This window comes from Arhodomonas aquaeolei DSM 8974 (assembly GCF_000374645.1).
In the GTDB taxonomy this organism is placed as follows: Bacteria; Pseudomonadota; Gammaproteobacteria; order Nitrococcales; family Nitrococcaceae; genus Arhodomonas; species Arhodomonas aquaeolei.
Genome location: NZ_KB894800.1, coordinates 387,396 through 400,299, shown reverse-complemented (window position 1 = coordinate 400,299; position 12,904 = coordinate 387,396). Strand labels below are relative to the sequence as shown.

Below are 12,904 nucleotides of genomic sequence, written 5' to 3'. Positions count from 1 at the left end.
ACGATCTGAGCGCAGAGGCAATCGTGCGTTGCGGCGTTCAGTCCCCGGCCGATCCCGGGCCGGCGACGAGCAGGCGCACCTCGGCATCGCGGAGACGCTCCACCAGTGGTTCCGAGGGCTGGCGGTCGGTGATCAGGGTGCCGATGCGCTCGAACTCGCACAGCCTTACCGGTGCCTGGGTGCGGAACTTCGTGTGGTCGGTTACCGCGATGACGTGCAGGGCCTGCCCCAGGGCGGCGTGGGAGAACTCGGTCTCGTCGTAGTAGTAGTTCATCAGACCGCCGTCCACGTGTACGGAGCCCGCGGTGATGACCGCGTAGCGCACGCGAAAGCGGCTCACGAATTCGATCGCGCTGGCCCCGAGCACCGCGCCGTCGTCGGCGCGGACCTCGCCGCAGGCCATGTGCACGCGGTTGCCGTTGCCGAGCAGGGTGCGCGCGATGTCCAGGCCGTTGGTGACGACGAACAGGTCGCGGTGGCCGCGCAGCGCCCGCGCGACGTACAGGCTGGTGCTGCCGTTCTCCAGCAGCACGGAGTCGCCGTTCTCGATCAGTGCGGCGGCCTCGCGGGCGATGGCCCGCTTCTCCCGGGCGTTGCTGGTCATGCGCTGCTGGAAGCCGGGCTCGCGCACGAACGCGGGCAGCATGGCGCCGCCGCGGACCCGCTCGATGAGGTCCCGGTTGGCCAGGGTCTTGATGTCCCGGCGCACGGTCTCGTCGGAGACCCCCAGCGAGTCCACCAGCTCGGCGACGCTGCAGGAGCCGTGGGTCTCGAGGAGACTCAGTATGGCCTTGTGTCGTGCGGCTTTGTGCAAATCGAACCCTCCCTGTGAGCCGTCCCCGGCGCCGGCGGCGATCACACCACCACGCCTCTTGCTCGCCGATTGTAACGCATACGGGCTTGAGTCTGACTGAATATGTGGTAATTTGTGGAAAAAGTTTGATCTTTGTCGACCCCCGGATCCCGTGCCGGCGGGGCGGCAGCACGCCTTTCACGGCCTTGCGCCGTGGTCGCGTGGGTGACGAGACCGGCGTCAGAGATGGCCCGGATTACGAAATAAATGGCCTTTGATCGGTAATTTGTGAATGCTGACGCGCTGCCGGCCGGTCCTTGTACGGCTGTGCCCGGGCGCCGAAGCAGGAGATCGGCTGAAGAGGGGAATGACCGATGCAGCTCAGGAATTGGATCAGAAATTGTGGGTTTTTGTGGGCCGTGGGTGCGACCGTGGCGCTCGGCGCCGCCGGTGCGGCTTCCGCCGCTGACTTCCCGGAGACGGACAAGCCCATCCGGCTGACGCTCAACGACTGGACCGGCCAGAACGTGAGCACCCGCATCATGGGTGGCGTGCTCGAGGAGATGGGCTACGAGGTGGACTACGTTCAGGCGGACTACATGGCCCAGTTCACGGGCCTGAAGTCCGGCGATCTCACCGTCGCCATGGAGATCTGGGAAACGACCGCTAAGGACCTCATGGAGGAGGCCGTTGCCGGCGGCAAGGTCCTCGACATGGGCGAGACCGGGATGCGGGCCGTCGAGGACTGGTGGTATCCGAAGTACATGGAGGAGCGCTGCCCCGGGCTGCCGGACTGGGAGGCGCTGAAGGACTGCGCCGACGTCTTCGCCACGCCCACCACGCAGCCCAAGGGGCGCTACCTCGGGGGCGCGGTCACCTGGGACGGCCACGCCGAGGAGCGTATCGAGGCCCTGGACCTGCCCTTCGAGGTCGTGCATTCCGGCACGGAGGCGGCGCTGATGGCAGAGATCCAGTCTGCCTACCAGCGCAAGGCCCCGATCCTCGCCTGGCTCTGGACGCCCCACTGGGCGCCGCAGCAGTTCGAGGGCGAGTGGGTGCGGTTCCCGAAGTACGGGGACGGCTGCTACGACGACCCGTCCTGGGGGATCAACCCGGATGCCACCTATGACTGCGGCAACCCCCGCGGCTGGATCAAGAAGGTCGCCTGGGCCGGTGGCGAGGACGTCTGGCCTGCCGCTTACACCGCGATCCGCAACTTCCACATCGAGAACGACGAAATGGGCCGGATGATCGGTGCCATCGACGTCGACGGGCGACCGCTGCAGACCGTGGTCGATAAGTGGATGGCCGAGAACGAGGACACCTGGCGGTCCTGGATTCCGGCGAAGTAACGCCGGTAACGGCGGCGCCGCACTCGCGGCGCCGCCCTGCTCCGCGGGGCGGGCGCCCCGTCCCTCCGTATCACCGCTGACGCCAGGTCATCGTCCTATGCATGCCGATACCAGCGAGGCCGGGGATGCCCCGGTCAAGCTCGCCTGCCGGGGCCTGTGGAAGGTCTTCGGCGAACACGCCGACCGTGTGCTCGAGCGCTCCGGCGGTGCCCCGGATGCCGCGATCCTCGCGCGGCACGGGCTCACCGCGGCGGTCCGCGACGCCAGCCTCGACGTCCACACCGGCGAGGTCTTCGTGATCATGGGCCTGTCCGGCTCCGGCAAGTCCACGCTCGTGCGCTGCCTCTCGCGCCTGGTGGAGCCGAGCCTGGGCACCCTCACCCTGGAGGACCGGGACCTGCTCGCTGCCCCGGAGCGCGAGCTTACCGAGATCCGCCGTCACCAGATGGGGATGGTCTTCCAGCACTTCGCGCTGCTGCCCCACCGGGATGTGCTCGGCAACGTCGCCTTCCCGCTGGAGATCCAGGGCATTGGGCGTGACGAGCGCGAGGGCCGGGCCCGCGAGATGATCGAGCTCGTCGGGCTGGACGGCTACGAGGCCCGCCGGCCGGCGGCGCTCTCCGGCGGCCAGCAGCAGCGCGTCGGCATCGCGCGCTCGCTCGCCGTGGACCCGGAGCTCTGGTTCCTCGACGAGCCCTTCAGCGCCCTCGATCCGCTGATTCGCCGCGAGATGCAGGACGAGCTGCTCCGGCTGCAGCGCGTGCTGCACAAGACCGTCATCTTCATCACCCACGACTTCGACGAGGCCATCCGGCTCGCCGACCGGGTGGCGATCATGAAGGCCGGCGAGATCGTCCAGGTGGATACACCGGAGCGCCTGGTTCTCTCGCCGGCGGATGACTACGTCGCGGAGTTCACCCGCCACGTGCCCGCGGCCAAGGTCGTCAGTGTCTCCTCGGTCATGCGCCATGAGGACACCGCACCCGCCGGGGCGGCGGAGATCGGTGCGGAGGAGCGCATCGAGGCGGTGGCGCCCCGTGTGCTGGCGGCCGGAACGTCGCTGCGCGTGCGCGATCCCGGAAGCGGGCGTGTGGTCGGCACGATCGGCCGCGACGAGGTCATTGCCGTGCTCGCCGGCACGGGGGGCGGCCATGAATGAGGCCGTCGCGGAACGCACCGGGGCCGGCGGCGGGCTGTCGCGCACGGCGGTGACCGTGGCGGCCGTGGTGCTCGCCCTCTTCGTCGCCGACCGGCTCGCCGGATGGCTGCCCTGGGTCGGCGTCTATCCCGGCAGCTGGGAGCTGCCGGTATCCGACTGGGTGAGCGGTGTCATGGAGTGGCTGCTCCAGGACGCCGCCATCGGCGGCATCGGCTTCCGCTCGGTGGTGCGGAGCCTGGCGACCCTGCTCTCCGTGCCGCTGGAGGCCGGCACCCTCGTGCTTGCCAAGGGCTTCGAGCTGCCCTTCGGCGGCGGCATGACGTTACCGGCGTTGAGCTGGCTCGGGGTCGCCGCCGCGCTGGTGCTCTTCGGCGCCCGGGTCGGCGGGCGCCGTCTGGCGACGCTGCTGTTCTTCACGGTGGCCTATCTGGCCTTCTTCGGGCAGTGGCAGAGTGCGATGACCACCATTGCCTCCATCCTTGTCGCCGTGCCGGTCGGGCTCGTCCTGGGGTTGCTGCTGGGGCTGGCCGCCTACCGTCATCCCGCGTTCGAGCGCGTTCTGCGCCCGGTTCTCGACCTCATGCAGACGGTGCCGATATTCGCGTACCTGGTGCCGGTGCTGGTGCTCTTCGGTTTCGGCCCCGTGGCCGCCGTGGTGGCCACGGTGATCTATGCCATGCCGCCGATGGCCCGGGTGACCATTGTTGCTTTGCGCGGCGTCTCCGAGGAGATCCTGGAGTTCGCCCGCATGAGCGGCTGCACCCGCCGGCAGCTGACCTGGCGCGTGCTGGTGCCGGCCGCCCGCCAGGGCCTGATGGTCGGCGTCAACCAGGTGATCATGCTGTCCCTCAACATGGTGATCATCGCCTCGATGATCGGTGCCGGCGGTCTGGGCTATGACGTGCTCCGTGCCCTGCGCCGGCTGCAGATCGGTGACGGGCTGGAGGCGGGCGTCGCCATCACCCTGATCGCCATCGCCACCGAGCGGCTGGGGCGCGCGCTTACCGACGGCACCCGCAGCCGGGCGCGACTCCCGCGGCGGCATTTCGGCCTGCTGCTGGCCGCCGTGGTGGCGTTGCCCACGATTGCCGGCGTGTTCTGGTCGCCGCTGGCCGGGGTGCCGGACGCCCTCACCGTGAGCACGGCGGAGTACTGGGGGCGGCTCGTCGCCTGGGTCAACACCGAGCTCTACGGGCCGCTCAACGGGGCGAAGTCGGTGCTGCTGGTGTACGTGCTCATCCCGTTCAAGCGGGCGCTGGTGGCTCTGCCGTGGACTGGTGTCGTCGCCGCCCTGGCGGTGCTCAGCCACCGCCTGGGCGGCTGGCGGCTCGCCGCGGGCGTCACCGCTCTGGCGCTGTTCATCGCCGTCACCGGCAACTGGGAGAAGGCGATGATCACCGTCTATCTCTGCGGTATCTCGGTGGCCATTGCCGCGCTGATCGGCATCCCGCTGGGCATATGGTCGGCGGCGAGCGATCGCGTCCACCGGGTGACCACCACGGTGGTGGACACGCTGCAGACCCTGCCGAGCTTCGTCTACCTCATCCCGGTGGTCATGCTCTTCCAGGTGGGCGACTTCTCCGCGATGGTCGCCATCGTCCTCTACGCCCTGGCGCCGGCGGTCCGCTATACGGACCACGGGATCCGCGGCGTGCCCGCCGAGACCATCGAGGCGGCGCGCATGTGCGGATGCACGCGCGGCCAGATCCGCTGGCGGGTGCAGCTCCCGCTGGCACTGCCCGAGATCATGCTCGGCCTCAACCAGACCATCATGATGGCGCTGTCCATGCTCGTCATTACCGCCCTGGTGGGGACCCGCGACCTCGGCCAGGAGGTCTACATCGCGCTGACCCGCGCGGATATCGGCGCCGGCCTGGTCGCCGGGCTGTGTGTCGCCTTCATCGCCATGATCGCCGACCGGCTCATAGGCGCCTGGGTGGCCCGGCGCCGTGCCGCGCTCGGGCTCGCCTGAGCCCGGGCCGCGGCCCCAACCCTGAAGGAACGGAGAACACATACCATGTCCGAACACTACGAGAACAGCGGCGTCGACCGCCTGTATTCCGCCGTGTGGGGCGAGAACATCCACTACGGCGTGTACGAAACCGGTGACGAGACCATCGAGACCGCCACCTGGGCGGCCAAGCGCCTGATGGCCGAGGCCGCGCGCCTGCGTCCCGGCGAGCGGGTGCTGGAGGTCGCCTGCGGCTACGGCGCCACGGCGCGCTACCTCGCCGAGGCGTATGGTGTCTCGGTGGTCGCCAGCAACATCTCCGAGACCCAGCTCGCGCGCTGCCGCGAGATGGCGGGGGGCCGCGCCCTCGACGACCGTGTGAGCTTCGAGTACGCGGACTTCCACGACCTGCCGTTCCCGGACGAGAGCTTCGACGTGTGGTGGTGCCAGGAGTCGATGGTGCACTCGCCGGACAAGGAACGCGTGCTGCGTGAGGCCTACCGCGTGCTCAAGCCCGGCGGCCGCGCCGTGATCTCCGATCACATCTTCTGGCACGAGCGGCTCACGCCGCAGGAGCGTGCCGCGGTGGAGGCGCGTTACGGCATGTCCAACCTCTCCTCGCCGGCGGACTACGAGCGCCACATCACCGACGCCGGCTTCACGCTCGTCGAGCATCGGGACTGGCAGCGCCACGCCGCGCTTCACCGCGCCAAGGTGCTCGCGCGCCTGGAGCAGCACATGAGCGAGTTCGCCCGGGAGATGGACGCGGAAACGCTGGAGAACAACCACCGCAGCTGGGCCCACTGGGCGGACCTCGCCGCCGAGGGCAAGCTCAGTCTGGACTTCTATCTCGCCGAGAAACCGGCCGGGTGAGCCGGCGGAGCGAACACGGACCCCGCAATCAGGAGGACCCGATGGATAGCCATCTCGAAAACGCGATCGCACGGATCCCGCGGCTGGCGGGCCGCAGTGCCGAGGCGCTGGGCGCCGAGCGGCTGGGCGGTATGACGAACCTCGTCTACCGCCTCAACGATGGCGGCGAGCAGCTGGTGCTGCGCATCCCCGGCGAGGGCACCGAGGCCTACATCGACCGCGGCGTGGAGGCCCACAACACCCGGGCGGCGGCCCGCGCCGGTGTCGGTGCGGAGGTGCTGCACTTCGACGAGACGGACGGGCTGATGCTCATGCGCAGCCTCGAGGGTTGTCGCACCATGTCGCCGGAGGGCTTCCAGGCCGAGGACGCCGCTGCCGACCGGGCCGGCGAGGTCCTCGCGCGCATGCACAACTCCGGCGAGATCTTCCGGTTCCGCTTCGAGCTCTTCACCATGATCGATGAGTACCTGCAGGTGCTCTCCGGCCTGGATACCGAGCTCCCGGAGGGCTATCACGACGTGCTCGCGGAGGCGGGCACCATGCGCGAGGCCCTGGACGCGCAGCCCGCGGCCCTGGCGCCCTGCCACTGCGACCCGTTGTGCGAGAACTTTCTCGACGACGGCGAGCGCATGTGGGTGGTCGACTGGGAGTACTCCGGCATGAATGACCCCCTCTGGGACGTCGGCGACTTCTCTGTCGAGGCGGGTCTGTCGCGCAGCCAGGACGAGCGGCTGATGCGTGCCTACCTCGGGCGTGAGCCGAATGCGGCGGAGTGGGGCCGGATGGTGCTCTACAAGGCCGCGAGCGACCTGCTCTGGACCCTGTGGGGGCTCATCCAGCACGGCAACGGCAATCCCGCGGAGGACTTCTGGGCCTACTCGACGGAGCGCTTCGCCCGCTGCAAGGCCCTGATGGCGGACCCCGCCTTCGCCGGCCACGTCGCCGCCGTGCGCCGGGGCGAATGACGATGTCCGGCAGTGCCGGCGTGCGCGCCGGGATACGCGGCGTGCTGTTCGACAAGGACGGCACGCTGTTCGACTATCATCGCACCTGGCGGCCGGTGAACGAGGCCGCCGCCCTGGAGGCCGCCGGCGGCGATGCCGCCCTGGCCGACCGGTTGCTGAGCGTGGCCGGCCACGACCCGGCAAGTGGCCGGGTGGCCGCCGGCAGCCTGCTAGCCGCCGGACATACCGGTGAGATCGCCGGGGCCTGGGCCCAGACCCTGGGCCTGGAGGCGTCCGAACGGGCCGCGCTGGTGGCCCGTCTCGACCGCGTCTTCGCCCGCCTTGGGCCCGTGCATGCCACCCCGGTCACGGAGCTGGAGGCACTGTTCGCCGCGTTGCGTGCCCTAGGCCTGCATCTCGGTGTGGCCACAAGCGACGGCGAGCGGGCGACCCGGGCGATGCTCGCCGGCTTTGTTACGCCGGGGGTGCTGTCGTTCGTCGCCGGCTACGACAGCGGCCACGGCGGCAAGCCGGAGCCCGGTATGGTGAGGGGCTTCTGCGCCGCTACCGGTATCGGGCCGGAGGCGGTGGCCGTGGTCGGCGACAACCTCCATGACATCCGCATGGCGCGGGCGGCGGGCTGCGGTCTGGCGATCGGCGTGCTCAGCGGCACCGGCTCCCGGGAGGGACTGGCCGCAGAGGCGGACATGGTGATGGAAACGGTCGAGGCGCTGCCCGCCTGGCTGGCGGGCAGCGCCTGAGGGCATGCCCCGCGGGTGCGGGGCACGTGGCTGGCAGGGTCAGCCCTGCGGGTTGCGGGTCGGGGCCGGTGCCTCGAGCGGACGCGGCGTGTTCGCTCCGTTCGGCGGCAGCTGCGGGTAGGAGACGTCCGGCATCGGGCCGGTCAGGCTCTCGAGGAAGGCGGTGATCGCCGAGACCTCCTTGTCGCTGAGCTCCTGGCCGAGCTGCGCCTCACCCATGATGGCCACCGCCTGGGTCAGGTCCCAGACCTGGCCGGAGTGGAAGTAGGGCTCGGTCACCGCGACGTTGCGCAGTGACGGTGCCCGGAAGACGTACTCGTCGGTCGCCGTGCCGGTTACCGAGAAACGACCCTTGTCATTCTCCGGCAGGACGTCGGCGCCGGGCTTCTCCACCAGGCCGAAGGGATAGTAGCCCTGGCCGCCGACGTTGATGCCGTTGTGGCAGGCCACGCAGCCCTTGTTCATGAAGGCCTGCAGTCCCTCCTTCTGGTGGTCGCTGAGCGCGTCCTCGTCGCCCTTCAGGTAGCGATCGAAGGGCGCATCCGGGGTCAGCAGGGTGGCCTCGTAGGCCTGGATCGCCGCGGCGACGTTGTCGAAGGTCACCGGGTCGGACTGATCCGGGAAGGCGGCCTCGAAGTCCTCGACGTAGGGATCCATGCTCTTGATGGTCTCGACCACGCGCTTGGGCGTGTTGTGCATCTCCACGCCTGCCTGGATCGGGCCCTTGGCCTGCTCCTTGAGGTCGGAGGCGCGGCCGTCCCAGAACTGGGCGACGTTGTAGACGGCGTTGAATACGGTCGGGGCGTTGCGCGGGCCGCGCTGCCAGCCGTGCCCCAGGGAGGTCGGCTGGTTGTCGTCACCGCCCATGCCGAGGTTGTGGCAGGTGTTGCAGCTGATCGTCTGGCTGCCTGACAGGCGCGGGTCGAAGAACAGCTTCTTGCCCAGGATGACCATGTCGTCGGTCACCTTGACGCCGTCGACGTTCGCCGGCGGTTCGGGAATGGGCTCGAAGCTGCCCTTCGCCATCTCCATCAGTTGCGAATCGGCGTGGGCGCCCCCGGCCACGAGCAGGACGGCGAGCGGCAAAGCGCGCAGGGGTATTGAAGCCATGGCGGTGCTCCTTGTAGTCAGCATGCCTGTTTTCTTGACTGATTCTAAGCTAGCACCCTGACTCTCAGAGTCGACCGCGATCGTTCCGGGAATTGACCTTGGTCAACGGGGAAACCGAAATCGGCTCAGCGCTGGCAGGTGGGGCAGTAGGTTGTGGTCCGCTGGGCGACGGTGATCTCGCGCAGGGGGTGGCCGCAGCGGCCGCAGGGGGCGCCGCCGTGACCGTAGGCGCGCAGGCGCTGGCGGAAGTAGCCGGGGCGGCCGTCCGCGTCGGTGAAGTCGCGCAGGGTGGTGCCGCCGGCGGTGATCGCCTCGCCGAGCACTGTGGCGATGGCGGTCGCAAGCCGGCGGTAGCGGTTGCGCGAGATCCGGCCCGCGGCGCGGGCCGGATGGATGCCGGCCAGGTACAGGGCCTCGGTGGCGTAGATGTTGCCGACACCCACCACCGTGGCGCTGTCCATGATGAACGCCTTGACCGGGGCGCGCCGGCCACGGGCGCGGGCGTGCAGCCGGTCGCCGTGGAAGTCCGGCCCGAGCGGCTCGGGCCCGAGGCGGGCGAGCAGCGGATGGGCCTCCGGGGCGCCGAGGACGTGGTGGAGGCTGCCGAAGCGGCGGGGGTCGTTGAAGCGCAGTACACGGCTGTCGTCGAGGGTGACGTCCACGTGGTCGTGCCGCTGTACCGGCGTCTCCGGCGGGACCACCCGCAGGCTGCCGGACATGCCCAGATGCCAGAGCAGGTGGCTGGTGTCGTCCAGGGTCAGCAGCAGGTACTTTCCCCGGCGCGAGACCGATTCGATCCGCCGGCCGGTCACCGCGGCCTCGATGCCGTCGGTCACCGGCCAGCGCAGACGCCGCTCGCGCACGGTCACGGCGGTGACGCGGGCATCGGCCAGGTGCGGCGCGAGGCCGCGCCGGGTAGTCTCGACTTCGGGGAGCTCGGGCATGCCGTGATGATACCCGTCCGCGTCCGCGTCCGGGCAAGAAAAAACCCGCCTCGGAGGGCGGGTTTCATCGCGGGCGCCGCCGGGGTGGCGGCGCTGCTACTTGAGCTTGGTCTCGCGGTAGGTCACGTGCTTGCGCACCACCGGATCGTACTTGCGGAACTCCATCTTGTGGGGGGTGTTCCGCTTGTTCTTGTCGGTGGTGTAGAAGTGACCGGTGCCGGCGGTCGAGACGAGTTTCACCTTCTCGCGCATGTCTGACCTCCTCAGACCCGTTCGCCACGCGCACGGATATCGTTGAGCACCTGATCGATGCCCTTCTTGTCGATGATCCGCATGCCCTTGGAAGATACCCGCAGCCGAACGAAGCGCTTCTCGCTCTCCACCCAGAAGCGGTGGAACCGCAGGTTGGGCAGGAAGCGCCGCTTGGACTTGATGTTCGAGTGCGAGACGTTGTTGCCCGTGGCCGGGCGCTTGCCCGTGACCTGGCAGACCTTCGCCATGGGAGCTGCCTCCTAGAATCCGTGACCGTGATGAGCCGGGAAACCTCTGATCAGGCCCGGGCGGCGACGCGCCTGATCGCAGGGTTCCCGAAAGATCGGCCTTTATACCAGCGCCCCCGCCGCGGTTCAAGCACCATCGGGCTTGAATTTACCGGGCGCGGGACACACATGAGCGATGAACGGCGCGCTCGGCGTGCCGCCATCGAGCCACAGGTCTATTCGACAGGAGGTGTTTATGGCCATTCGTCGCTACGAGCCCTGGGGGCTGCTCAACGAGCTCTCCCGCGAGCTGGGCCGTCTGTCCGAGTCCGCGGAGACGGGGGACAGCTCCAGCCTGGCTACCAGTGACTGGACGCCTGCGGTGGATATCCGCGAGGAAACCGACCGTTACGTCATCCATGCGGACCTGCCCGGGGTGCGTCCGGAGGACATCGAGGTCCACATGGAGGGCGGCATGCTCAGCATCAGTGGTCGCCGGGAGTCCCACACGAACGAGGCCGGTGAAGGCTACAAGCGGGTCGAACGTGCCAGCGGCAGCTTCTCCCGGCGCTTCAGCCTGCCGGATACCGCCGATCCCAGCGGCATCACGGCACGTTGTGACCAGGGCGTGCTCGAGGTCAGCATTCCCAAGCAGGAGAAGACCCGGCCACGGCGCATCCAGGTCGAGGGCTGAGGTCGGGGAGGCGGCGGCGCGGGCGCCGCGCCGCCGTGCCGTGCCAGGGCACACCGGTAACGCGACTGAGGTGGCGAACAGGGCATGGAGTACAAGGACTACTACCGGATACTCGGGGTCGGACGGGATGCCGATGCGGACGAGATCAAGCGTGCCTACCGCAAGCTTGCCCGCAAGTACCATCCGGACGTCAGCAGCGAGCCCGATGCCGAGCAGCGCTTCAAGGAGGTCGCGGAGGCCTACGAGGTGCTGCGTGATCCCGAGAAGCGCCGCGCCTATGACGAGCTGGGCAGCGGCTGGCGCGAGGGCCAGGATTTCCGTCCGCCGCCGGAGTGGGAGTTCCATACCGGTGGCGGCCGTGGCGGCGCCGACTTCAGCGACTTCTTCGAGTCACTGTTCGGCGGCGGCCGTTCCCCGTTCGACGACATATTCGGCGGCGCCGCCCGGCAGCACGGCGGATTCTCGGCCCGCGGCCAGGATCAGACCGCGCGGTTGACCGTTTCGCTCGACGAGGCGTTCCACGGTGGCGCCCGTACCGTGCAGCTCGAGGGTGCCGAGCCCGATACCCAGGGCCGCATGCGGCGCACCCAGCGCAGCCTTCGCGTGCGCGTGCCCGCGGGGGTGACCAACGGTCAGCGCATCCGTCTCGCCGGCCAGGGGCAGCCGGGCATGGGGGGAGGCGAGCGCGGCGATCTCTATCTGGAGATCCATATCTCGCCGCACCACCAGTTCCACCTGCGCGGCCGGGACATCCACCTGGATCTGCCGGTAGCGCCCTGGGAGACCGCGCTGGGCGCGCGGCTGAAGGTGCCGACCCTGGGCGGTCCGGTGGACATGCGGATACCGGCCGGGAGCCAGGCGGGCAAGCGCCTGCGCCTGAAAGGGCGGGGGCTGCCCGGAGAGCCGCCGGGGGACCAGTACGTGACCCTGCGTATCGTTAACCCGCCCATGGATGACGACGCGGTGCGCGGTCTGTATGAACAGTTGCGCGACCGGTGCCGGTTCGACCCCCGGGCGAACATGGATTATTAGTGCGCTAATCGGTTGCCTGAAAGGGGTAAAGTGCTTACCCTTTGTCGACGCGCCGCGCTGGCGGGACGATGCTGCCGGGGCGGAGTCCCTCGATCCCTAATCCAACAAGGTCACTGGCGATGAGGATGCGCAAATGACCGACGTCAATCTCGAGCGCGCGCGCTACAACATGGTCGAGCAGCAGGTCCGCCCCTGGGAGGTGCTCAACGACCGCATCCTCTCGGTGCTCGAAGCGCTGCCGCGCGAGGATTTCGTGCCCGCGGCCCACCGCAACCTCGCCTATGCGGATCTCCAGCTTCCGCTGCCTCACGGCGAGGTGATGCTGGAGCCGAGGCTCGAGGCGCGGATGCTCCAGGCGCTGGACCCCCAGCCCGACGAGCGGGCCCTGGAGATCGGCACCGGCACGGGCTATTTCGCCGCGTGCCTGGCTCAGCTCGCCGGTGAGGTCACCAGCATCGACATCCACGAGGACTTCCGCGAGCTGGCCGGCGAGCACTTTGCCGCCGCCGGGGTCGGTGGTGTCAATCTGGAGGTGGGCGACGCCGCTGCCGGCTGGGACGACGGCCGGCGCTACGACGTGATTGCGGTCACGGGGTCGCTGCCGGAGCTCCATCAGGGCTTTCACCGCAGCCTCACCATCGGCGGCCGGGTATTCCTGATCGTCGGCCAGCCGCCGATCATGGAGGCGCTGCTGATTACCCGGGTCGGCGAGGACCAGTGGGCCAGCGAGAGCCTGTTCGACACCAGCGTGCCGCCGTTGCGCGGCGCCCGCGTCACGCCGCGGTTCCGTCTCTAGGGCGCGCGGGGACACT

General features: G+C 69.3%; 14 protein-coding genes. 9 read left to right on the top strand and 5 right to left on the bottom strand.

Annotated elements, in window-relative coordinates; translation table 11 throughout:
- Nucleotides 1-37: 37 nt before the first annotated feature.
- On the bottom strand, nt 38-814 hold the full coding sequence (locus tag C516_RS0101720) for a DeoR/GlpR family DNA-binding transcription regulator (RefSeq protein WP_018716628.1): 777 nt from the start codon (nt 812-814) through the stop codon (nt 38-40).
- Nucleotides 815-1,167: 353 nt separating this feature from the next.
- On the opposite strand from C516_RS0101720, the gene C516_RS0101715 reads away from it, so the two are divergent.
- From C516_RS0101715 to C516_RS0101690, 6 genes are all read left to right on the top strand, one after another.
- Nucleotides 1,168-2,145, top strand: a complete 978-nt coding sequence (locus tag C516_RS0101715; RefSeq protein ID WP_051088165.1) for an ABC transporter substrate-binding protein — start codon at nt 1,168-1,170, stop codon at nt 2,143-2,145.
- A 97-nt stretch (nt 2,146-2,242) separates the two neighbouring features.
- On the top strand, nt 2,243-3,304 hold the full coding sequence (locus tag C516_RS0101710; RefSeq protein WP_018716626.1) for a quaternary amine ABC transporter ATP-binding protein: 1,062 nt from the start codon (nt 2,243-2,245) through the stop codon (nt 3,302-3,304).
- On the top strand, nt 3,297-5,276 hold the full coding sequence (locus C516_RS0101705; RefSeq protein WP_018716625.1) for an ABC transporter permease: 1,980 nt from the start codon (nt 3,297-3,299) through the stop codon (nt 5,274-5,276). Before C516_RS0101710 ends, C516_RS0101705 begins: the two co-directional genes overlap by 8 nt.
- A gap of 21 nt (nt 5,277-5,297) precedes the next feature.
- Complete coding sequence (locus tag C516_RS20270; protein WP_281167310.1) at nt 5,298-6,128, top strand: methyltransferase domain-containing protein; 831 nt, start codon at nt 5,298-5,300, stop codon at nt 6,126-6,128.
- 41 nt (nt 6,129-6,169) lie between these two features.
- A complete protein-coding gene (locus C516_RS0101695) occupies nt 6,170-7,093 on the top strand; it encodes a choline/ethanolamine kinase family protein (RefSeq protein ID WP_018716623.1) in 924 nt (307 codons plus the stop codon).
- A 2-nt stretch (nt 7,094-7,095) separates the two neighbouring features.
- On the top strand, nt 7,096-7,833 hold the full coding sequence (locus C516_RS0101690) for an HAD family hydrolase (RefSeq protein WP_018716622.1): 738 nt from the start codon (nt 7,096-7,098) through the stop codon (nt 7,831-7,833).
- A gap of 39 nt (nt 7,834-7,872) precedes the next feature.
- On the opposite strand, the gene C516_RS0101685 is transcribed toward C516_RS0101690, so the two are convergent.
- From C516_RS0101685 to rpmB, 4 genes are all read right to left on the bottom strand, one after another.
- Nucleotides 7,873-8,943, bottom strand: coding sequence for a cytochrome-c peroxidase (locus C516_RS0101685; protein WP_026320864.1), 1,071 nt, complete (start codon nt 8,941-8,943; stop codon nt 7,873-7,875).
- 125 nt (nt 8,944-9,068) lie between these two features.
- Nucleotides 9,069-9,887, bottom strand: coding sequence for a bifunctional DNA-formamidopyrimidine glycosylase/DNA-(apurinic or apyrimidinic site) lyase (gene mutM / locus C516_RS0101680; RefSeq protein ID WP_018716620.1), 819 nt, complete (start codon nt 9,885-9,887; stop codon nt 9,069-9,071).
- A gap of 96 nt (nt 9,888-9,983) precedes the next feature.
- Nucleotides 9,984-10,139 carry a 50S ribosomal protein L33 gene (gene rpmG / locus C516_RS0101675; protein ID WP_018716619.1) on the bottom strand — a complete coding sequence of 52 codons (156 nt, stop codon included), beginning with the start codon at nt 10,137-10,139 and terminating at the stop codon, nt 9,984-9,986.
- A gap of 11 nt (nt 10,140-10,150) precedes the next feature.
- On the bottom strand, nt 10,151-10,387 hold the full coding sequence (rpmB, locus tag C516_RS0101670; RefSeq protein WP_018716618.1) for a 50S ribosomal protein L28: 237 nt from the start codon (nt 10,385-10,387) through the stop codon (nt 10,151-10,153).
- Nucleotides 10,388-10,622: 235 nt separating this feature from the next.
- On the opposite strand from rpmB, the gene C516_RS0101665 reads away from it, so the two are divergent.
- The 3 genes from C516_RS0101665 (at nt 10,623) to C516_RS0101655 (ending at nt 12,888) form a co-directional block, all read left to right on the top strand.
- Nucleotides 10,623-11,060, top strand: a complete 438-nt coding sequence (locus tag C516_RS0101665; protein ID WP_018716617.1) for an Hsp20/alpha crystallin family protein — start codon at nt 10,623-10,625, stop codon at nt 11,058-11,060.
- An 84-nt stretch (nt 11,061-11,144) separates the two neighbouring features.
- Entirely contained in the window at nt 11,145-12,092 is a 948-nt protein-coding gene (locus C516_RS0101660; RefSeq protein ID WP_018716616.1) for a DnaJ C-terminal domain-containing protein, read from the top strand.
- A gap of 133 nt (nt 12,093-12,225) precedes the next feature.
- Nucleotides 12,226-12,888 (top strand): protein-L-isoaspartate O-methyltransferase family protein, encoded by a 663-nt coding sequence (locus C516_RS0101655; protein ID WP_018716615.1) that lies wholly within the window; start codon nt 12,226-12,228, stop codon nt 12,886-12,888.
- The last annotated feature ends 16 nt before the right edge of the window (nt 12,889-12,904 follow it).

Excerpts from the sequence above, each read along its gene's own strand:
- C516_RS0101690 (WP_018716622.1), top strand. The coding sequence starts at position 7,096 with ATGTCCGGCAGTGCCGGCGTGCGCGCCGGGATACGCGGCGTGCTGTTC.
- C516_RS0101665 (WP_018716617.1), top strand. The coding sequence starts at position 10,623 with ATGGCCATTCGTCGCTACGAGCCCTGGGGGCTGCTCAACGAGCTCTCC.
- rpmB (WP_018716618.1), bottom strand. The coding sequence starts at position 10,387 with ATGGCGAAGGTCTGCCAGGTCACGGGCAAGCGCCCGGCCACGGGCAAC.
- C516_RS0101705 (WP_018716625.1), top strand. The coding sequence starts at position 3,297 with ATGAATGAGGCCGTCGCGGAACGCACCGGGGCCGGCGGCGGGCTGTCG.
- C516_RS0101710 (WP_018716626.1), top strand. The coding sequence starts at position 2,243 with ATGCATGCCGATACCAGCGAGGCCGGGGATGCCCCGGTCAAGCTCGCC.
- C516_RS0101695 (WP_018716623.1), top strand. The coding sequence starts at position 6,170 with ATGGATAGCCATCTCGAAAACGCGATCGCACGGATCCCGCGGCTGGCG.
- rpmG (WP_018716619.1), bottom strand. The coding sequence starts at position 10,139 with ATGCGCGAGAAGGTGAAACTCGTCTCGACCGCCGGCACCGGTCACTTC.
- C516_RS0101685 (WP_026320864.1), bottom strand. The coding sequence starts at position 8,943 with ATGGCTTCAATACCCCTGCGCGCTTTGCCGCTCGCCGTCCTGCTCGTG.
- C516_RS0101660 (WP_018716616.1), top strand. The coding sequence starts at position 11,145 with ATGGAGTACAAGGACTACTACCGGATACTCGGGGTCGGACGGGATGCC.
- mutM (WP_018716620.1), bottom strand. The coding sequence starts at position 9,887 with ATGCCCGAGCTCCCCGAAGTCGAGACTACCCGGCGCGGCCTCGCGCCG.
- C516_RS0101715 (WP_051088165.1), top strand. The coding sequence starts at position 1,168 with ATGCAGCTCAGGAATTGGATCAGAAATTGTGGGTTTTTGTGGGCCGTG.
- C516_RS0101655 (WP_018716615.1), top strand. The coding sequence starts at position 12,226 with ATGACCGACGTCAATCTCGAGCGCGCGCGCTACAACATGGTCGAGCAG.